General features: G+C 51.0%; 20 protein-coding genes. 13 read left to right on the forward strand and 7 right to left on the reverse strand.

All coding sequences use genetic code 11. The annotated features are described in order from the left end of the window. Positions 1-495 precede the first annotated feature (495 nt). A complete protein-coding gene (locus M2403_RS21400; RefSeq protein ID WP_152323781.1) occupies positions 496-1,185 on the forward strand; it encodes a FadR/GntR family transcriptional regulator in 690 nt (229 codons plus the stop codon). Here the strand turns inward: M2403_RS21400 and rbsR are convergent. The 7 genes from rbsR to kup form a co-directional block, all read right to left on the reverse strand. Continuing rightward, positions 1,168-2,178, reverse strand: coding sequence for a ribose operon transcriptional repressor RbsR (gene rbsR / locus M2403_RS21405; protein WP_259230878.1), 1,011 nt, complete (start codon positions 2,176-2,178; stop codon positions 1,168-1,170). The two genes, M2403_RS21400 and rbsR, sit on opposite strands and share 18 nt — an antisense overlap. Further along, on the reverse strand, positions 2,179-3,108 hold the full coding sequence (gene rbsK, locus M2403_RS21410; protein ID WP_152323779.1) for a ribokinase: 930 nt from the start codon (positions 3,106-3,108) through the stop codon (positions 2,179-2,181). A 60-nt stretch (positions 3,109-3,168) separates the two neighbouring features. Next, on the reverse strand, positions 3,169-4,059 hold the full coding sequence (rbsB, locus tag M2403_RS21415; protein ID WP_152323778.1) for a ribose ABC transporter substrate-binding protein RbsB: 891 nt from the start codon (positions 4,057-4,059) through the stop codon (positions 3,169-3,171). Between the two features lie 23 nt (positions 4,060-4,082). Beyond that, entirely contained in the window at positions 4,083-5,054 is a 972-nt protein-coding gene (rbsC, locus tag M2403_RS21420; protein WP_208950093.1) for a ribose ABC transporter permease, read from the reverse strand. A gap of 6 nt (positions 5,055-5,060) precedes the next feature. Then, a complete protein-coding gene (rbsA, locus tag M2403_RS21425) occupies positions 5,061-6,566 on the reverse strand; it encodes a ribose ABC transporter ATP-binding protein RbsA (protein WP_152323776.1) in 1,506 nt (501 codons plus the stop codon). Between the two features lie 7 nt (positions 6,567-6,573). Continuing rightward, positions 6,574-6,993 (reverse strand): D-ribose pyranase, encoded by a 420-nt coding sequence (gene rbsD, locus M2403_RS21430; RefSeq protein ID WP_259230882.1) that lies wholly within the window; start codon positions 6,991-6,993, stop codon positions 6,574-6,576. 213 nt (positions 6,994-7,206) lie between these two features. Further along, on the reverse strand, positions 7,207-9,075 hold the full coding sequence (gene kup / locus M2403_RS21435) for a low affinity potassium transporter Kup (RefSeq protein WP_208950092.1): 1,869 nt from the start codon (positions 9,073-9,075) through the stop codon (positions 7,207-7,209). Between the two features lie 267 nt (positions 9,076-9,342). Between kup and ravA the strand changes: the two genes are divergently transcribed. From ravA to atpA, 12 genes are all read left to right on the forward strand, one after another. Continuing rightward, positions 9,343-10,851 carry an ATPase RavA gene (gene ravA / locus M2403_RS21440; RefSeq protein WP_165060622.1) on the forward strand — a complete coding sequence of 503 codons (1,509 nt, stop codon included), beginning with the start codon at positions 9,343-9,345 and terminating at the stop codon, positions 10,849-10,851. A gap of 2 nt (positions 10,852-10,853) precedes the next feature. Continuing rightward, entirely contained in the window at positions 10,854-12,323 is a 1,470-nt protein-coding gene (gene viaA, locus M2403_RS21445; RefSeq protein WP_259230885.1) for an ATPase RavA stimulator ViaA, read from the forward strand. A 20-nt stretch (positions 12,324-12,343) separates the two neighbouring features. Further along, a complete protein-coding gene (gene asnC / locus M2403_RS21450; protein ID WP_259230886.1) occupies positions 12,344-12,805 on the forward strand; it encodes a transcriptional regulator AsnC in 462 nt (153 codons plus the stop codon). Between the two features lie 89 nt (positions 12,806-12,894). Further along, positions 12,895-13,338, forward strand: a complete 444-nt coding sequence (gene mioC, locus M2403_RS21455) for an FMN-binding protein MioC (protein ID WP_152323771.1) — start codon at positions 12,895-12,897, stop codon at positions 13,336-13,338. A 379-nt stretch (positions 13,339-13,717) separates the two neighbouring features. Further along, positions 13,718-15,607: a tRNA uridine-5-carboxymethylaminomethyl(34) synthesis enzyme MnmG gene (mnmG, locus tag M2403_RS21460; protein ID WP_208950089.1), complete on the forward strand. Its 1,890-nt coding sequence runs from the start codon at positions 13,718-13,720 to the stop codon at positions 15,605-15,607. 130 nt (positions 15,608-15,737) lie between these two features. After that, the gene (rsmG, locus tag M2403_RS21465; protein ID WP_152323769.1) at positions 15,738-16,358 is read left to right on the forward strand and encodes a 16S rRNA (guanine(527)-N(7))-methyltransferase RsmG; all 621 of its coding nucleotides are present in this window, start codon (positions 15,738-15,740) and stop codon (positions 16,356-16,358) included. 649 nt (positions 16,359-17,007) lie between these two features. After that, complete coding sequence (gene atpI, locus M2403_RS21470) at positions 17,008-17,406, forward strand: F0F1 ATP synthase subunit I (protein ID WP_152323768.1); 399 nt, start codon at positions 17,008-17,010, stop codon at positions 17,404-17,406. Positions 17,407-17,428: 22 nt separating this feature from the next. Further along, the gene (gene atpB, locus M2403_RS21475; protein ID WP_152323767.1) at positions 17,429-18,211 is read left to right on the forward strand and encodes a F0F1 ATP synthase subunit A; all 783 of its coding nucleotides are present in this window, start codon (positions 17,429-17,431) and stop codon (positions 18,209-18,211) included. Positions 18,212-18,260: 49 nt separating this feature from the next. After that, complete coding sequence (atpE, locus tag M2403_RS21480; protein ID WP_004093904.1) at positions 18,261-18,500, forward strand: F0F1 ATP synthase subunit C; 240 nt, start codon at positions 18,261-18,263, stop codon at positions 18,498-18,500. 65 nt (positions 18,501-18,565) lie between these two features. Then, the gene (atpF, locus tag M2403_RS21485) at positions 18,566-19,036 is read left to right on the forward strand and encodes a F0F1 ATP synthase subunit B (protein ID WP_104923890.1); all 471 of its coding nucleotides are present in this window, start codon (positions 18,566-18,568) and stop codon (positions 19,034-19,036) included. Between the two features lie 14 nt (positions 19,037-19,050). Further along, a complete protein-coding gene (gene atpH, locus M2403_RS21490) occupies positions 19,051-19,584 on the forward strand; it encodes a F0F1 ATP synthase subunit delta (protein ID WP_152323765.1) in 534 nt (177 codons plus the stop codon). Between the two features lie 12 nt (positions 19,585-19,596). Further along, positions 19,597-21,138, forward strand: coding sequence for a F0F1 ATP synthase subunit alpha (gene atpA / locus M2403_RS21495; RefSeq protein ID WP_152323764.1), 1,542 nt, complete (start codon positions 19,597-19,599; stop codon positions 21,136-21,138). Positions 21,139-21,161: the final 23 nt, after the last annotated feature.

Below are 21,161 nucleotides of genomic sequence, written 5' to 3' on the forward strand. Positions count from 1 at the left end.
ACACGTTAAGCGGTGCTCAAAGTTTACTTTCGTAATAATTCAACTAAATGAATTACTGCTTGGTCACTCTAAGACTTGATATTTTTTGCCACCGAAGTGGCTGATATCGTCTTGTGAGTGCCCACACAGATTGTCTGATAAATTGTTAAAGAGCATGCCGCGGTTCGCAAGGAATCTTATGCGGCGCGGGAGGCGTATATTACGTTTTCCCGCTGAAGAGTCAAGAGATTATTCATTCGAACTTTCATCTTTTTCTCTTCCTGTCCGAGCGACTTGTCAGTCGTTGTTCCCGGTCAGTGGAGGCGCATTATAGGGAGTTCTCAGAAGGCCGCAACCCCTAATTTCAATTATTTTATCAACCGTTCACTAATTCAACAATTTCGCCCGAATTGGATAATAAACAATCTAAATCGACCCAAAAAGCATCAGTTTAAAGCCAGAGGCTGGCGTAAACTCTCCTTTATAATAAGAGAAAGACATTCAGGAATACCTTACATGCTACTCAATGCACATCAACAGGCTGCTCAACGTAACCTTTCTTATTTACTGGCGGAGAAGATTGCACAGCGCATTTTGTCTGGCGAGTATCCGGAGGGTTCTATCCTTCCTGGTGAAAACGAGCTGGGTGAGATTTTTGGCGTCAGCCGGACAGCGGTGCGTGAAGCGGTCAAAACGTTAACTGCAAAAGGGATGCTATTACCGCGGCCACGTATTGGTACGCGGGTGATGCCACAGTCCAGCTGGAATTTCCTCGATCAGGAATTACTGACCTGGTGGATGACGCGTGAGAACTTTGATGAAGTGATGGCGCATTTTATTGTTTTGCGCCGGGCGCTGGAGCCACAGGCTTGTGCTCTTGCGGCCATCTCAGCCACACAGGAGCAAAAGCATCAGCTATCTCTATATATGTCAGAGATGCGCCAGCTGCATAAGCGTTTTGACCGGGAACGCTGGATAACCGTCGATACACAGTTCCACCAGCTAATCTATGAAGCAGGAAAAAACCCTTTCCTGACTTCATTTTCGAATTTGTTCAGTTCTGTCTACCAGAGTTATTTCCGGGCCATCACGGAGAATGAAGTTATCAGGCTGGAACATCATCAGCGCCTGACGGACGCAATCCTTGCAGGCAATGCGAAAGCCGCATTACAGGAATGCCACCGTCTGTTACTTGCTGATGAGTGATCCCACGGACTGGCGTACAACCAGTTCCGGCGTCAGCACTAAAACCTGAGGCTCTGATTCAGGCTCTTGCAGACGATGTAATAATGCATCGACGGCCAGTTCGCCCAGCGAGTCTTTGGGCTGATGGATGGTGGTTAGCGGAGGCATCAGATATTGCGCCAACTGAATGTCATCGTATCCTACGACAGCGACTTCATCGGGCACGCGTAATCCGCGCTGATAAAGTGCCTGATAGATGCCCACGGCCATCGCATCATTGCTGGCAAAAACGGCATGAGGCGGTTCGGGCAACATAAGCAACTGCTCCATCGCCACCAGACCGCCGCCAAATTCAAAGTCACTGCTGACTTCATAACCCGGCGGGATCTCCAGCCCGGCTTTTTTCATGGCCTGACGATATCCGTTCAGCCGTTCCTGCGCCGTCGTTTTGTCCAGCGGGCCGGTGATGCAGGCAATGCGGCTATATCCATGACGGATTAAATAGTCCGTCGCCATTTCTCCACCCAGCAGCGCGTTATCCTGAATGATGTCGATGGCACCATCGAAAGGTGACCAGTCCATCATCACAATGGGTAATGACGGATAACGGCTGATAGCTTCTTTCGAAGGCCGGTGGTTTTCAGTACACATGATCAGTAACCCGTCGACGCGCTTTTGCAAAAGCGTTTCCAGGCTGCGGCTCATGCGTTCTGCGTCCCCGTCGGTGTTACAGAGGATCAGACTATAACCGCGTTCATAGCAACTGCGTTCAACGCCACGAACAACTTCGGAATAAAACGGGTTACTGCTGGCGGTCAGCAACATTCCGATGGTGCGGGTTTGATTGAGTTTAAGGCTTCGGGCTAACGCGGAAGGGGCATAGTTAAGTTGTTCAACAGCGGCATTCACTTTGTCGGCAATGGATTCGCTGACAAAGCGATTTTTATTGATGACATGAGAGACTGTAGAGGTTGAAACGCCCGCAAGGCGGGCGACATCTTTCATGGTGGCCAATCAGGCCTCCTGTTGTGCAAGAAAATCGTCGATTTCTTTACGCCACGGAACCGAGGGCTGCGCGCCAGGACGTGTTACGGCTATCGCGGCAGCGGCATGAGCAAAACGCACGGCGCTGTCCATGGCTTTGCCTTCAAGCAAAGCCGTGACTAATGCACCGTTGAAGGTATCACCGGCGGCGATGGTATCCACAGCTTTCACGCGGAACCCGGCAACCTGCTTGCCTTCACCGTTCTGGCTAAGCCAAACACCTTTACTTCCCATCGTAATAATGACCGTCGCGATACCTTTATCATGCAGTACGCGGGCGGCGCGTGTGGCGTCATCGTTATTTTCGACTTTAATCCCCGTCAGCTTTTCGGCTTCGGTTTCGTTAGGGGTGATCATATCCACCCGCGCCAGCAATTCATCAGGCAGTTTACAGGCCGGTGCCGGATTAAGGATAACCTGCGTGTCATTGTCTTTAGCCAGCTTCGCCGCTGCAATCACCGTTTCCAGGGGAGATTCCAGCTGCATCAGCAAGGCTGAAGCGCCGATTACGTTTTGTTTATAACGCTCAAGATAGTCAGGCGTGACGGCTTTGTTTGCCCCCGCATCGATACCAATGACATTCTCACCTTCCGCATTCACAAAAATCAGCGCTACGCCGGTGGTTGTCTCTTTGATAGCTTCGATAGGTTGCGTATTAATGTGGTCACTCGCCAGCTGCTTGCGAACACGCTCGCCAATATCGTCATCACCGACACAGGCAATAAATGAAATATCAGCGCCACTGCGACCGGCGGCGACCGCCTGGTTTGCACCTTTGCCGCCGAAAGCCACGGTGTATTGCTTACCGATTACGGTTTCACCCGGTTGCGGGAAATGGTTGATATTCAAAATATGGTCGGCATTGATACTGCCGAGAACCACCAGTTTGCCTGTCTTCACGTGTTGCTCCCTGAGTTAAATAGCGCCCCCGTAAGGAGGCGCGCAGATACAGCGTCAATATTACGGCTGAGCAACCAGTTTCAAATCAACAGGGATAACCGCCGGAACTTTTTCGCCTTTCAGCACTTTGTCTGCGGTTTGGACGCCGATTACGCCGATTTGTTCAGGACGCTGTGCCACAGTAGCGCCCATTTTGCCGCCGTTGACCGCTTTGATGCCGTCTTCTGTGCCGTCGAAACCGACAACCAGCACGTCAGTTTTACCGGCAGTCTGCAAGGCACGCAATGCGCCGAGTGCCATTTCATCATTCTGAGCAAAGACCGCCTGCACGTCCTGATGCGCAGTCAGCAGGTTTTGCATAACGTTCAGACCTTTGGTGCGGTCGAAGTCAGCAGGCTGGCTGGCCAGGATCTGGAAGTGATGTTTTTCAGCGGCCTGAGCGAAACCTTTACCACGTTCGCGGGCAACAGACGTCCCGGCAATCCCTTCCAGTTCGATAACTTTCGCGTTATCGCCCAGTTTCTTAGCAATGTAATCACCGGCCATCTGGCCGCCAAAGGCGTTATCAGAAGCCACGTGGCTGGCGACAACGCCCTTGGTCGCCTGACGGTCAAGGGTGATCACCGGGATTTTAGCCTGGTTGGCCATCGCTACGGCGTTACCTACCGCGTCAGAATCCGTCGGGTTGATCAGCATCAGCTTGGTGCCGCGAACGGTCAGGTCTTGCACGTTCGCCAGTTCTTTTGCCGGGTTGTTCTGAGAATCAAGCACTACCAGGTTGTAGCCCAGTTTATCGGCTTCTTTTTGCGCGCCGTCTTTCATAGAAACGAAGAACGGGTTGTTCAGAGTAGAAACGACCAGCGCAATGGTATCTTTCGCCAGAACGTTAGCACTGAAAGAAGCGGTGATCGCTGCGGCGGAAACCCAGACAGCCAGTTTTTTCATATTCATGGTCATAAGTCCTGTAGGAGAGTTTATTTGTTGCTTTTGTTATCCACCAGAACCGCCAGCAGAATGACGACTGCTTTTACGATCATCTGGTAGTAGGAAGAAACACCTAATAAGTTCAAACCGTTATTCAGGAAGCCAAGGATCAAAGCACCGATCAGGGTGCCTACAATACGTCCTTTCCCGCCAGAGAGGCTGGTTCCCCCTAATACCACAGCGGCAATCGCATCCAGCTCGTAACCGGTACCTGCGTTAGGCTGCGCAGAAGACAGACGCGCCACTTCGATGATACTGGCCAGAGCCGCCAGCAATCCGCACAGGGAGTAGACGATAATTTTGACTTTATCGACGCTGATACCTGACAGACGCGTCGCGGATTCATTACCGCCCAGCGCGTAGATATAACGCCCCAAGCGTGTGTGATGGAGCATGTACCAGGCGGCAATAAACACGATGGCCATCAGCCAGACCGGCGTCGGAATGCCCAGCGGACGTCCGATACCAAACCAGCCGAATACGTCTGCCACATCGTTAAAACCGGTGCTGATCGGGCTGCCGTTGGTATAAACCATCGTGATACCGCGCAGCAGTAACATCATGACCAGCGTGGCGATAAACGCCTGCACCTTGCCTTTAGCGACAATCAAACCCGTGACAGCGCCGACACCTGCACCCAGCGCCAGCGCGCCCGCCACTGCGACTAAAGCATTCACTTCCAGCCCGACAATTGAAGCCGCCACCGCGCCGGTCAGCGCCAGCAGAGATCCGACGGATAAATCAATGCCGGAAGTGAGGATCACCAGCGTCATACCGACCGCCATAATGGCGTTAACCGACGTCTGCTGAAGGATGTTAAACAGGTTATTGAGCGTGAAGAAATTCGGGCTCATGGAAGAAACCACGGCAATCAACACCAGCAGTGCAATCAGAGACTTTTGCTCCAACAACCACTCTTTACTGATCCAGCGCTTTTTGGCTGGCAATGTCTGAGAACTCATATCTGATTACTCCTGCGTCACGCCGTATTGCTTGCCGACAGCGGCTGCCATCAACACTTCTTGCGTAGCCTGTTCTATCGGGAATTCACCGCTTAAATGACCTTCATGCATCACCAAAATCCGGTCACTCATGCCGATCACTTCCGGCATTTCTGAGGAAACCAAAATGATGCTCAGCCCTTCGCGCTTGAACTGGTTTATAAGCTGGTAAATCTCTTTTTTGGCACCCACGTCAACGCCGCGCGTCGGTTCGTCCAGGATCAGGACTTTTGGCCGTGTCATTAATCCGCGGGCAATCGCCACTTTTTGCTGATTACCCCCGGAAAGCAGGCCAATGGTCTGCATCATTGAAGGCGTTTTAATATTGAAGAGGCGGATAAAGTCGCCGACGGCTTGCTGTTCTTCCGCATGTTTGAGTCGTCCGCCGCCGTGGCTGAAATAACGCAACGCGGTCAGTGACATGTTTTCTTTCACAGACATGCCCAGCACTAAACCATCACGCTTACGGTCTTCAGAGATATAAACGATGCCGTTCGCCAGCCCGTCCTGCGGTGAATGGGTGACGACTTCGCGCCCATCAAGCGACACATAGCCACTTTTACGCGGCAACGCGCCGTAGAGAATTTTCATCAGTTCGGTACGGCCTGCGCCCATCAAACCGGAAATCCCGAGAATTTCACCGCTGTGCAGATCAAAACTGACGTTATCCACACCCGGCCCGCTGACATCACGTACCTGCAGACGCAGCGCACCGCGCTGATGATTAATACGCGGGTACTGTTCTTCGAGGCGGCGACCGACCATCATTTCAATCAGCGAGTCTTCTTCCAGCGAACTGACCGGACGCTCTGCGATAAACTGACCGTCACGGAATACGGTCACGTCATCACAGATTTCGAAGATTTCTTTCATACGGTGAGAGATATACACCACGCCACAACCCGCAGCTTTCAGCTCGCGGATCACGCTAAATAAAGAGGCAGTTTCGGTGTCGGTCAGGGCATCCGTCGGTTCATCCATGATGATGACTTTGGACTCAAAGCTCAGCACCTTGGCAATTTCGACCATCTGCTGGTCGCCAATTGATAATTCGCCAACCAGACGATTGCTTTTGTAGCGCAAGTTCAGGCGTGCCAGCAGTTTATCGGCTTCGGCATACATCTTTTTCCAGTTAATGCGGCCAAAACCGTTCACAAACTCCCGGCCCAGAAAGATGTTTTCAGCGATGGTCAGCTGTGGGATCAGGTTCAATTCCTGATGGATGATGCCAATTCCGGCTTCCTGAGAAGCTTTCGGGCCATTAAACGCCGCTTCCTTACCGAGAAAATGTACTGAGCCGGCATCTTTCTGGTAGATGCCGGTCAGCACTTTCATCATGGTGGACTTGCCCGCGCCGTTTTCTCCCACCAGCGCCATCACACGTCCCGGATAGACGCTGAGCGCCGCGCCGGAGAGTGCTTTCACGCCAGGAAAGGCTTTATCAATGCCTGTCAGTTGCAGCAAAGGTTGCATAAAGACCTCAGAAGGTTACGCCGGCACACAGAATAATGTTCGCGTAGGGCGAACATTCCCCGCTGCGGATCACAGCCCGACTTTTTTCGCTTTGCGCTTTGAATGCCTCATGACTGACGTAATCCAAAGCAATGGTGTTTCCCTGGTGTTGTTCGAGTTGTGTCAATCGGGCGAGTAACGCTTCATGGAGTTGAGGATTTTTAGTGAGGATTTCCTCTGCGAGGATAGCCCGCTCAACCTGCATCTCGTGTGTCACTACCTCTAAGACTTGTAAAAAGGTGGGCACTCCCTGAGTTAGCGCCAGATCGATGCGTTGGCAAGCTGCTGGCACCGGAAGTCCGGCATCGCCAATAACCAGCTGATCGGTGTGACCTAACCGGGCAATAATATTTGAGATTTCGGCATTTAACAGCGGTGACTTCTTCATTGTGTACTCCTACAGCGAAACGTTTCGCTCACGGATGAGTTTATGAGACTCAGCGGGCAAGGCAACGAAGATGTGATGGAATTGTGATCAGCGTCGAAACGTTTCGCTGAATGATTCAGAAACCACGCAGAAATTTGAGTTTGGTGATTATTAAAGGGGTGAAGAAATAAAACAGGGCACCCGAAGGCGCCCTGTGAGCGGCAGAAAAAAGCGTTAAATTTCTACCTGTGTACCGAGTTCGATCACGCGGTTCGGCGGAATTTCAAACTGATCCGGTGCACGCAATGCGTTACGGCTAAGCGCCATAAAGAGTTTGCCACGGAAATAGAGATACCACGGTCGCTTGGTCAGGATCAGCGATTCGTGCGACATAAAGAACGAGGTTTCCATCATCCGGCACGGCAATCCTTCCAGACCACAGCGGTGGAAGACTTCTTCCACATTCGGCGTTTCTTTAAATCCATAACTCGCCACCACGCGCCAGAATGTCGGCGAAAGCTGCTCAATGGTGACGCGCCGGACATTATGCACATAAGGCGCATCTTCGGTGCGTAACGTCAGCAATACTACGCGCTCATGCAACACTTTGTTGTGTTTGAGGTTATGCAGCAGCGCAAACGGGATCACGTTGATGGCGCGCGACATATATACCGCCGTGCCCGGAACACGAACCGGCGGGGATTTTTCCAGGGACGCGATCATCGCTTCCAGAGAATTGCCGTGTTCGTTCATGCGGCGCATAAGGCGGAAGCGCTCGCTTTTCCAGGTGGTCATGACGATAAACATGCACAGGCCGAGCGTCAGCGGCAACCAGCCACCGGAGAACAGTTTCGTGGCGTTCGCGGCAAACAGCGGGATATCCATAAACAGCAGACCGATCAACAAAATCCCAACCAGAAACGGTTTCCAGTGCCAGTTTTTGAGCGCCACCGTGCAGGAAAGAATACTGGTCAGCACCATCGTACCGGTCACGGCGATACCGTACGCCGCCGCCAGATTGCTCGAATGCTCGAAGCTGGCGATGACGATAACCACCGCAAAGTACAGCAGCCAGTTAATCGCAGGGATGTAGATCTGACCCGCTTCCATTTCTGAGGTGTGGATAATGCGCATCGGCGGCAAATAGCCCAGACGCACAGCCTGACGGGTCAGGGAGAACACACCGGAGATAACGGCCTGGGACGCGATAATGGTTGCCAGCGTCGCCAGAATCAGTAAAGGAATCAGCGCCCAGTCAGGTGCAAGCAGAAAGAACGGGTTTTTGATCGACTCCGGGTTTTTCAGCAGCAACGCGCCCTGACCGAAATAGTTCAGCACCAGAGAAGGCAGCACGACGGTGAACCAGGCCAGACGGATAGGGAATTTCCCGAAGTGGCCCATATCGGCATACAGCGCTTCCACACCGGTAATCGACAGAACGACCGCGCCGAGTGCCAGGAAGGAAAACGACTTGTGCTCGATAAAGAAATTAACCGCCCACATCGGGTTCATGGCGCGCAGCACTTCCGGGTTCTGCATGATGCTGTTCACACCGAGCACCGCCAGCGTCAGGAACCACAGCAACATGACTGGCGCAAAGAGTTTGCCCACGATGCCGGTACCGTGCTTCTGAATAACGAAAAGCAACGTCAGGACAGTAATAGAAAGAGGGACAATATAGGGATCGAGTGAAGGTGCTGCGATTTCAAGACCTTCCATCGCGGAAAGAACGGAAATAGCCGGCGTGATCACCACTTCACCATAGAAGAAACTTCCCCCGATCAGGCCGAGAATGACCAGAACGGCGGTGGTACGTGCCGACGTATTTCTGCCCGCCAGAGACATCAGCGTAAGAATACCGCCTTCACCTGCGTTGTCTGCCCGCATCACATAAGTGAGGTATTTGAGCGAAACAATGAGGATTAACATCCAGAAAATCAGAGAGAGAAAACCAAAAACGACGCTGGGTTCAACGTTGAAACCATAGTGACCAGAAAAGCACTCTCTTAAGGTATAGAGAGGACTGGTACCAATGTCGCCATAGACCACACCAATGGCGGCCAGGGTTACTGCTGGGAGTGACCGTTTATGTTCAGTGCTCATATTTCGTTTCTTTTTTGCTCGAACATCCGTAAGCGATGCGTGCGCTCAGTCTTATGATGCCCACTAAAAGGCGCACAGTATGCACGAATAAATCAGATTGCCTACCCTTAAATGTGCAGCTAAACCGCCATTCAGATGAACGCGGTCACAATTCTGATAATAGAAAATTTTTACTAATCAACAAGCTATAGCGTTAAAAATAAACGTGGCATATCGTCATAAGCCAGTACACTATTCAACAACTAAATGGAAACCGGAAGAGACAGTATGGCGCAATCCCCCCTTCTGGCAGAACGGATAGCCCGTCTTGCTAACGCATTAGAACATGGCCTGTACGAGAGGCAAGATGCCATACGCCTGTGCCTGCTGGCGGCCCTGTGCGGGGAGAGCGTTTTTCTGCTTGGCCCGCCGGGTATTGCAAAAAGTCTGATTGCCCGCCGTCTGAAATTTGCTTTCCGTCACGCACGCGCTTTTGAATATCTTATGACGCGCTTTTCCACGCCGGAAGAAGTCTTTGGTCCGCTGTCGATTCAGGCCCTGAAAGATGAAGGCCGTTATCTGCGTCTGACTGAAGGTTATCTGCCGGAAGCGGAAATTGTTTTCCTGGATGAAATCTGGAAAGCAGGACCGGCCATCCTTAATACGTTGCTTACCGCCATCAACGAACGTCGTTTCCGTAATGGCGAGCGCGAAGATCCTATTCCGATGCGTCTGCTGGTCAGTGCTTCCAACGAATTGCCTGAAGCCGACGGCGGACTGGAAGCATTGTATGACCGCATGCTGATTCGCCTGTGGCTGGATAAAGTGCAGGATAAGCAGAATTTCCGCTTACTGCTGACCAGCCGTAATAATGAAAGCACCAATCCGGTGGCGGAATCCCTGAGTATCAGCGATGAAGAATATCAACAATGGCAGCCGGAGATCGATAAAGTCAATCTTTCAGACAGTTGCTTTGAACTGGTGTTTCAGCTTCGGCAGCGCCTTGATGCACTCGACACGGCGCCTTATGTTTCTGACCGTCGCTGGAAAAAGGCACTCCGCCTGTTGCAGGCCTGCGCCTTCTTCAGCGGCCGGGACACTATTACCCCGATAGATCTGATTCTGCTGAAAGATTGTCTGTGGCATGACCTGAATACCTATCAGCTGCTGCAAACCCAAATCGAGCAACTGATCACCGAACAGGCTTATCAGCAGCAAACCTTGCTGATGAAAATCCAGCAGCTCAACCAACAATGGATGCAATACCAACAGCAACAAAGCTCCCGCCAGTCGGTTAAGCTGAGCAAAAAAGCCGGTATTTTTAGCCGTAAGCCACAATACAGCCTGCCGGATGCGCTTGTTGCCAGCGGAGTGACGCTGTTGCTGCAAACGCCTTTGCATCTGCACGAGATTAAAGTCACGCATCTGCTTTTTGAACGCAGCGTTCTGGAAGAGTGGCTAAATAAAGGTGGCGTTCTGAAAGCCAAACTTAACGGGATTGGTTTTGTTCAAACGGTTGATGCCGAAATCGATGATAAGCAGCAATTACTGGTGCTGGATGTCAGCCGCCAAAGTACGCCGCTGACGCTGCCGGGTAATGAACACATCGCGGTGCCGGACGAAATGAAAAATACGCTGAATGACCTGAACGCAAAACTCGCTCAACAAAGACATGAGTTCGGCCAGCAGCAGAACTGCCTGTTTGTTCCCGCGACGTGGATGGCAAAGATTGAAGCCAGCCTGTTGCAGGTTTCTGAACAGCTCCGCCTCCAGCAACAAACCTTTAGCGGTCACTGATCGTGTTTACACTGGAATCTCTGGATCTTCTGCTGGCGATCAGCGAAGGAGAACTGATCGAGGAACTCATCGTCGGGTTACTGGCAGCGCCAGCCCTGGCGATTTTCTTCGAGAAGTTTCCGAGGCTGAAGCGCGCACTGACCCGGGATCTTCCTGAATGGAAATTACGTCTGCGCCAGAGGATCCACGAAACCCCGGTGCCCCCGGATCTGGCAAAAGAGTTTTATCTCTATCAGCATAGTCAGCAAACTGATGCCGTGACGTTTCAGTCAGAGCTGGGATCCCTGCTTGATGAGCTGGCGCGGCTGAATTCCCCGTTTGCGACCGAAGCCCGTACCTTGCGGGAAAATAATGAAAACTCCCGCACGGCGCAGACCGGTAACAGTTTTCAGACTTTATTCCTCCAGCGCTGGCGCCTGAACCTGACATTCCAGACGGTGAACGTTCATCATCAGTTGCTGGAACAGGAGCAGGAACAGCTACAGGAAGAATTATTACAACGCCTCGAACTGAGCAGCGAGTTGTCTCCTTTACTGGCAGAGAACGATACCGCCGCAGGCCGGTTATGGGACATGAGTAAAGGAAAGCGTCTTCGGGGCGATATCCAGTCGCTGGCACGTTTTGGCGCTTTCCTCCAGCAGCAGCCGGAACTGATGAAACTGGCAGAGCAGCTCGGGCGCAGCCAGACGGTGAAAACCAGCCCGCATGAAGATGCCAAAATGGAAACGCACCGGCTGATGGTTCGCGAGCCGGCGACGGTGCCGGAAGAAGTGAATGGCATTCATCAGAGCGATGATATTTTGCGTCTGATGCCCACCGAGCTGGGCACATTAGGAATTCCGGAACTGGAATATGAATTTTACCGGCGCCTGCTGGAAAAACGTCTGATGACCTACCGGCTGCAAGGCGACGTCTGGTGCGAAAAAGTCGTGAGGCGTCCGGTGGTCTATCAGCAGCAGGAGCCACAGCCGCGTGGTCCTTTTGTCGTCTGCGTGGACACGTCAGGTTCGATGGGCGGCTTCAATGAGCAATGTGCGAAAGCGTTCTGCCTGGCGCTGCTGAAAATAGCGCTTGCCGATAACCGTAAGTGTTACATCATGCTGTTTGCCAGCGAAGTGATCCATTACGAACTGACTTCTGCCGGCGGGCTGGATCAGGCGTTACGCTTTCTCGGGCAACATTTCCGCGGCGGTACTGATCTGGCTGCCTGCCTGAATGCCACGCTGGACAAACTGGCCTCTCCGCAATGGCACGACGCAGATGCGGTTGTCATCTCTGATTTTATCGCCCAGCGCTTACCCGATGAGGTGCAAAGAAAAGTAAAATTGCTGCAACGGGAAAAGCAGCACCGCTTCCACGCGCTGGCAATGTCACACTACGGAAAGCCCGGAATTCTGCGCATATTCGATCATATCTGGCGCTTTGATACCGGCGTTAAAAGCCGCGTTCAGCGACGCTGGCAGAGAAATTAAGCTTAAAGAGAAAGATAACCATGACTGAAATCTATCAGCTCGACGAGCTGGATCGCGCGATTCTGAACGCCTTGATGGAAAATGCCCGCACACCTTACGCTGAGCTGGCTAAAGTGTTTACCGTCAGCCCGGGAACCATTCACGTACGCGTCGAGAAGATGAAGCAGGCAGGCATCATTACCGGCGCACATATCACTGTGAATCCAAAGCAGCTGGGTTATGACGTTTGCTGCTTTATCGGCATCATTCTCAAAAGTGCCAAGGATTATCCGTCCGCGCTAAAAAAGCTTGAGAGCATAGAAGAAGTGGTGGAAGCCTATTACACCACCGGACATTACAGCATCTTCATTAAGATCATGTGCCGCTCCATTGATTCCCTCCAACACGTACTTATCAACAAGATCCAGACCATTGACGAGATCCAGTCTACGGAGACCCTGATTTCCCTGCAGAACCCCATCACACGGACTATCCAACCCTGAGTCTCCATTTCTATACCCCTATTATCCACAGGTAGATCCCAGCTCATTCACAGCGTACAATAGCCTCCTTTTCTCGGGTTGAGAGCACAATGGCAGACATTACCCTGATCAGTGGCAGTACGCTTGGCAGCGCCGAATATGTGGCAGAACACGTGGCAGAGAAACTGGAAGAAGCCGGTTTTTCGACCGAGATGTTTCATGGCCCGGAGCTGTATGAAGTCCCGCAGGACGGGATCTGGCTAATGGTGTGTTCAACACACGGTGCGGGTGAACTGCCTGACAATTTGCAGCCCTTTATGGAACAGCTGGAAGATCAGCAACCCGATCTGTCCAAAGTGCGTTTTGGTGCTTTAGGTTTAGGCAGCAGCGAATATGACACTTTCTGTGGTGCGATCGGCGCTTTGGATCAAAAACTGACGTCATTAGGGGCAAAACGGATCGGTGATCGTCTTGAGATCGACGTGACTCAACACGAAATTCCTGAGGATCCGGCCGAGGTTTGGGTGATCAACTGGATTAATTTGATCAAATAAGTGTAAATTTCAGGCGATCAGATGTGGATAAGTATGCTTAAAAGCAGGGTAAAACCCGTAGTTATCCCTCTAACAACTCCTGTACGCTTTTCATGCTGTGTATAACTCTCACTTCTGATCCCAGCTTATACTGTCCAGGATCACCGATCATTCACAGCATTCGATCCTTCTTAGCATACTGATCTTCATAAACAAAAATGACTTATGCACAGAGGATCGCGATCCTAATAGAAGTATTAATAAGAGATCTTTAAATAAAAAAGATCTTCTTTTAATTAGTGAAGATCCCCGGGGACTTGTGGAACCTCTAAACTTGAGTAGAATCCCTCCTCCCAACGCCATACAAAGAAAGTTCGCTTGAACGCTGAGGTGCAGTCGCATGTTTTATCCGGATCAATTTGACGTCATCATCATAGGTGGTGGTCATGCAGGTACTGAAGCCGCCATGGCTTCTGCCCGCATGGGACGTCAGACCTTATTATTAACCCACAATATCGACACGCTGGGACAGATGTCGTGTAACCCGGCGATTGGCGGGATCGGGAAGGGACATCTGGTTAAAGAAGTGGACGCACTGGGCGGACTGATGGCAACTGCCATCGATCATGCGGGCATTCAGTTTAGGATACTAAACGCAAGCAAAGGTCCTGCCGTAAGGGCAACCCGTGCTCAGGCAGACCGCGTGCTTTACCGCCAGGCGGTCCGTACTGCGTTAGAAAATCAGCCAAACCTGATGATCTTCCAGCAACCTGTTGAAGACCTGATCGTCGAAAACGATCGTGTCGTGGGTGCTGTGACCAAAATGGGCCTTAAATTCCGCGCTAAAGCCGTTGTGCTGACCGTCGGTACTTTCCTTGACGGGAAGATCCACATTGGTCTGGAGAACTACAGCGGCGGCCGTGCAGGGGATCCTCCTGCGATCTCTTTGTCACAGCGTCTGCGTGAATTGCCATTACGCGTCAACCGCCTGAAAACGGGGACACCACCGCGTATTGATGCACGTTCCATTGATTTCAGCGTTCTTTCACAGCAACATGGCGATAATCCGGCGCCGGTATTCTCGTTCATGGGGAATGTGTCGCAACATCCGCGCCAGATCCCGTGTTACATGACCTATACCAATGAAAAAACCCATGACGTGATCCGTAATAATCTGGATCGCAGTCCGATGTATGCGGGGATCATCGAAGGGATCGGCCCGCGCTACTGCCCGTCGATCGAAGATAAAGTCATGCGTTTTGCCGATCGCAATTCTCATCAGATCTTCCTCGAACCGGAAGGCCTGACCAGCAATGAAGTTTATCCGAACGGGATTTCGACCAGCCTGCCATTCGATGTACAGATGCAAATCGTCCGCTCAATGCAGGGGATGGAAAATGCGGTCATCGTTCGTCCAGGCTACGCCATTGAATACGACTTCTTCGATCCACGTGATCTAAAACCGACGCTGGAAAGTAAATTTATCGCTGGTCTGTTCTTTGCAGGACAGATCAACGGCACCACCGGTTACGAAGAAGCTGCTGCACAGGGCTTGCTGGCGGGGATGAACGCAGCCCGTTGCGCCACCGAGCAGGAAGGCTGGGCCCCACGTCGCGATCAGGCGTATCTCGGTGTGTTGGTTGATGACCTGTGTACGCTGGGCACCAAAGAACCGTACCGCATGTTTACCTCTCGTGCCGAGTACCGCCTGATGCTGCGGGAAGATAATGCTGATTTACGCCTGACTGAAAAAGGCCGTGAATTAGGTCTGGTTGATGATGCACGCTGGGCGCGTTTTAACGAAAAACTGGAAATGATCGAACAGGAACGTCAGCGCCTGCGTGGCATTTGGGTGAACCCGCACCATGCGCAGGTTGACGAAATCAACGCACATCTTTCTGCTCCGCTTTCTAAAGAAGCCAGTGCGGAAGAGCTGCTGCGTCGTCCTGAAATGACGTATGAGCTTATCACGCGTCTCTCTCCGTTTTCCCCGGCAGTTCCTGACGTCCAGGCGGCAGAACAGGTTGAGATTCAGATTAAGTACGAAGGCTATATCGCCCGTCAGCAGGAAGAGATCGAAAAACAGCAGCGCAACGAAAACACTGTGTTGCCAATAGATCTTGATTATCGCCAGGTGAATGGTCTTTCGAATGAAGTGATCGCCAAGCTTAACGATCACAAGCCGACCTCCATTGGTCAGGCATCACGGATTTCCGGGATTACACCGGCTGCGATTTCCATTTTGCTGATCTGGCTTAAAAAACAGGGCTTACTGCGCCGCAGTGCCTGAACCACATCTATAATGACCGCTCTTTAAACTTGAAGAGCGGTCAATTCTTGCTTTTCCCACTTTTATGGCTGTTTTATCATTTCTAAACCGGGCTGTTCCCGGCAAATCGACTCTGTCTGAGGATTTCACTGTGCAAAAGAAACTGGACTCGCTGCTTGCTGCGGCAGGAATAGCGTTACCCGATCAGCAAAAACATCAACTGATTGGCTATGTCGAGCTGCTGCATAAGTGGAACAAGGCTTACAACCTGACTTCTGTACGTGATCCGATGCAAATGCTGGTGCGCCATATTATGGACAGCATTGTGGTGAACGAGCATTTGCAAGGCAGCCGTTTCATTGATGTGGGAACAGGACCGGGCCTGCCGGGCATTCCGCTCGCTATTGTCCGCCCTGATTCACATTTCACGCTGCTGGACAGCCTGGGTAAGCGCGTACGCTTCCTGCGTCAGGTTCAGCATGAGCTGGGTCTGAAGAACATTGAGCCAGTGCAAAGCCGCGTTGAAGAGTTTGAGCCAGCGCCACCATTTGATGGCGTGATCAGCCGGGCATTTGCTTCCTTGCAGGACATGTTGTCATGGTGCCACCATCTGCCTCAGAAAGGGCAGGGGCGTTTTTATGCCCTCAAAGGCGTGCAGCCGGATGATGAGCTGAACGCACTGCCGCAAGGTATCACTCTGGAAAACGTCATAAAATTGCAGGTTCCGGAACTTGACGGAGAACGTCATCTGGTAATTCTGACTGCAAACTAAAGTTGAGTTTTATCAAATAATCCTTAAAAAACGTATGTGTTATCAGAGTTAAAATGAGCAGGCTAATTAAATAGCGTCACCGGCCTCTCAATTACCGATTTTTTACACACTGATAGCATTTCAGTGATGTTTTTATTTTAATCCGGGACGTAATAGTCACTTTTGAAATTGAACAATCGTCAACCTGCTGATATTCAACTTGTAATGAAAATGTTGTTATTTGTTGGGTTGTTGTATCAATAAATCGTGCCTATTTTTAAATAAGATTGATTATCAAACATGGAATTCTTAACGTGCTGATTTATATGTATTTTAAAAGGCCTGATTAGCTAAAGACATTCAAACAGCGCAAGGTATATAAAGAGGTCTGGGTTAATTATGTGATCCAGTGCACGCTTCTTTGTCAGGTGATGAAATAACCGAAGCAAAGTAAAAAGGACAAATTCAGCTATAGTTTGGTGGTCAAAATAGTGATGAAGCGGAAAATTTAAATAATTGTTCACCTTTTCGCTACTTATCCATTGAATTCGTTCCAGTGCCCCGTATAATTTGCTCGGTTTTTGCTGCTTGACTCAAAACAGTAAAGGCAGTGATATACGGCCTTCAGAATACCTCCAGCTAGGTACTTGATACGGAGAGAACAAACGTCATGTCTGTATCCGGTATTTTACACAGTGCCAATAGTGTGAAGGTTGCCAGAAAGCTGTTAATACTGCAGTTATTGACCTTTGTTCTGCTCAGCGCTGTATTTGGCTTTAAAAGCCTGGAATGGACCACATCGGCCCTTATGGGTGGTTTGGCCGCCTGGGTGCCAAATGTACTGTTTATGCTGTTTGCATGGCGCCACCAGGCGCAAACAACGGTCTCTGGACGGGTTGCCTGGTCCTTTGCTATCGGGGAAGCGCTGAAGGTTCTGGTTACGGTGATCTTAATGATTGTCGCACTTGGCCTGTTTAAGGCGGTTTTTGCCCCGTTGGGGTTGGCCTATTTATCGGTGTTGATGACTCAGATTTTGGCACCGGCCGTCATTAACAGTTACCGTACTTAACTACTAAAGGGTAAGAGGCATCATGTCTGCATCAGGAGAAATCTCTACTCCACAAGAGTATATCAGTCACCATCTGACCCAGCTTCAGATCGGGACGGGATTCTGGTCGATTAACATCGATTCGATGTTTTTCTCCGTGTTCCTCGGAGTACTCTTTCTGGTTATCTTCCATCGCGTAGCCAAAAACGCCACCAGCGGTGTCCCGGGTAAGCTGCAAACTGCAGTCGAACTGGTCGTTGGTTTCGTCGACAGCAGCGTGCGTGACATGTATCACGGCAAAAGCAAAGTGATTGCACCTCTCGCGCTGACCGTCTTCGTCTGGGTGTTTATGATGAACCTGATGGATTTGCTGCCAATCGATTTGCTGCCGACTATCGGTGAGAGAGTCCTTGGTCTGCCAGCGCTGCGTGTGGTTCCTACGGCTGACGTGAACATTACGTTATCCATGGCGCTTGGCGTATTCATTCTGATTCTTTTCTATAGCATTAAGATGAAAGGCTTTGGCGGTTTCATTAAAGAACTGACAATGCAGCCATTCAATCATCCGGTTTTCATTCCGATTAACCTGATTCTTGAAGGTGTCAGCCTGCTGTCTAAACCAGTTTCACTGGGTCTGCGACTGTTTGGCAATATGTATGCGGGTGAGTTGATCTTCATCCTTATTGCTGGCCTGTTGCCGTGGTGGTCACAGTGGATCCTGAATGTGCCTTGGGCCATTTTCCACATCCTGATCATTACGCTACAAGCCTTTATTTTCATGGTTCTGACGATTGTCTATCTCTCGATGGCATCTGAAAAACACTGATTTTCTTTCAACACTACTGCGTTTTAACTGAAACAAACTGGAGACTGTCATGGAAAACCTGAGTATGGATCTGCTGTACATGGCTGCCGCTGTGATGATGGGCCTGGCGGCAATCGGTGCTGCGATCGGTATCGGCATCTTGGGTGGTAAATTCTTGGAAGGTGCTGCACGTCAGCCTGACCTGATCCCTCTGTTGCGTACACAGTTCTTTATCGTTATGGGTCTGGTCGATGCAATCCCAATGATTGCTGTTGGTTTGGGTCTGTACGTGATGTTTGCTGTCGCCTAACACTGAGTTCGCTCAGCGTTAAACGAACTACATCAAATATTTCACTTTGAAAGAGGCATTGTGCTGTGAATCTTAACGCAACAATCCTCGGCCAGGCTATCGCGTTTGTCCTGTTTGTCGTGTTCTGTATGAAGTACGTATGGCCGCCAATTATGGCTGCCATCGAAAAACGTCAGAAAGAGATTTCTGAAGGTTTATCTTCTGCAGAACGTGCAAAAAAAGAACTGGATTTAGCGCAAGCCGATGCGACCGACCAACTGAAGAAAGCCAAAGCTGAAGCTCAGGTAATCATCGACCAGGCGAACAAGCGTAAAGCACAGATCGTCGACGAAGCGAAGACCGAAGCCGAGCAGGAACGTAACAAGATCGTAGCGCAAGCTAAGGCAGAGATTGACGCCGAACGCCAACGCGCCCGCGAAGAGTTGCGTAAACAGGTCGGGATTTTGGCCATTGCTGGCGCCGAGAAGATCATCGAACGTTCCGTGGATGAAGCTGCTAACAGCGACATCGTTGATAAACTGGTCGCTGAACTGTAAGGAGGGAGGGGCTGATGTCTGAATTTGTAACTGTAGCTCGCCCCTACGCCAAAGCAGCTTTTGACTTTGCCGTTGAGCACCAAAGCTTAGATCGCTGGCAGTCCATGTTAGCGTTCACGGCTGAAGTCACGCGCAATGAACAGATTGAAGAACTGCTTTCCGGTGCTAGCGCGCCAGAAACTTTGTCTAAAACGTTTATTGCCGTATGTGGTGAACAACTCGACGACGCAGGCCAGAACCTGATTAAGGTAATGGCCGAAAATGGACGTTTACGCGTTCTTCCTGAAGTGTTGCAGCAGTTCATCGAACTGCGTGCCTCACTGGAGGCGATTGCTGAAGTTGATGTGACCTCAGCAAATCCACTGACGGAAGAACAGCAGGCAAAAATTGCTGCTGCGATGGAAAAACGTCTGTCTCGCAAAGTTAAGCTGAATTGCAAAATTGACAAGTCTGTTCTTGCCGGTGTCATTATCCGTGCAGGTGATATGGTGATTGATGGCAGCGTTCGCAGTCGTCTTGAACGCCTGGCAGACGTCTTGCAGTCTTAAGGGGACTGGAGCATGCAACTGAATTCCACCGAAATCAGCGAACTGATAAAGCAGCGCATTGCTCAGTTCAATGTAGTGAGCGAAGCTCACAATGAAGGTACTATCGTTTCCGTCAGTGACGGGATCATCCGCGTGCACGGCCTGGCCGATGTCATGCAAGGCGAAATGATTGCGCTGCCGGGTAACCGCTACGCTATCGCCCTGAACCTGGAGCGCGACTCTGTAGGTGCCGTTGTAATGGGCCCTTACGCTGACCTCGCCGAAGGTATGAAAGTAAAATGTACGGGTCGTATCCTGGAAGTTCCAGTAGGCCGTGGCCTGCTGGGCCGCGTTGTTAACACCCTGGGTGCGCCAATTGACGGTAAAGGTCCGGTAGAGCACGACGGCTTCTCAGCTGTTGAAGCAATCGCACCGGGCGTTATCGAACGCCAATCCGTAGACCAGCCTGTGCAGACAGGTTATAAGTCCGTTGACGCCATGATCCCAATCGGTCGTGGTCAGCGTGAACTGGTCATCGGTGACCGTCAAACCGGTAAAACTGCTCTGGCTATTGATGCGATCATCAACCAGCGTGATTCCGGCATCAAATGTATCTATGTGGCTATCGGCCAGAAAGCGTCCACCATTTCTAACGTGGTTCGTAAACTGGAAGAGCACGGCGCACTGGCAAACACCATCGTTGTTGTTGCAACTGCATCAGAATCTGCTGCACTGCAATACCTGGCACCGTACTCCGGTTGCGCAATGGGTGAATACTTCCGTGACCGCGGCGAAGACGCACTGATCGTTTATGATGACCTGTCTAAACAGGCTGTTGCTTACCGTCAGATTTCCCTGTTGCTTCGTCGTCCACCAGGTCGTGAAGCTTACCCAGGCGACGTTTTCTATCTCCACTCCCGTCTGCTGGAACGTGCTGCGCGTGTAAACGCCGATTACGTTGAAGCATTCACCAAGGGTGAAGTGAAAGGCAAAACCGGTTCCCTGACTGCGCTTCCAATCATTGAAACGCAAGCAGGCGACGTTTCCGCGTTCGTTCCGACTAACGTAATTTCGATTACCGATGGTCAGATCTTCCTGGAATCAAACCTGTTCAACGCCGGTATTCGTCCTGCGGTTAACCCGGGTATTTCGGTATCCCGTGTTGGTGGTGCTGCTCAGACTAAGATCATGAAAAAACTGTCCGGTGGTATTCGTACCGCACTGGCACAGTATCGTGAACTGGCTGCGTTCTCGCAGTTCGCATCAGATCTGGACGAAGCAACGCGTAAACAGCTGAACCATGGTCAGAAAGTGACCGAGCTGCTGAAACAGAAACAATACGCTCCGATGTCTATCGTTGCGCAGTCTCTGATCATCTTCGCAGCAGAACGTGGTTACCTGGAAGACGTTGAATTGTCTAAAGTCGGTAGCTTCGAAGCGGCACTGTTGGCTTACGCCGACCGTGAGCACGGCGAGCTTCTGCAGCAAATCAACCAAACTGGTGCGTATAACGATGAGATCGAGGGTAAATTCAAAAATATTCTCGATACCTTCAAAGCAACCCAGTCCTGGTAATACTAAACGGCCCTGCTGCCCTG

This window comes from Rahnella sp. BIGb0603 (assembly GCF_024808755.1).
Classification (GTDB): Bacteria; Pseudomonadota; Gammaproteobacteria; order Enterobacterales; family Enterobacteriaceae; genus Rahnella; species Rahnella contaminans.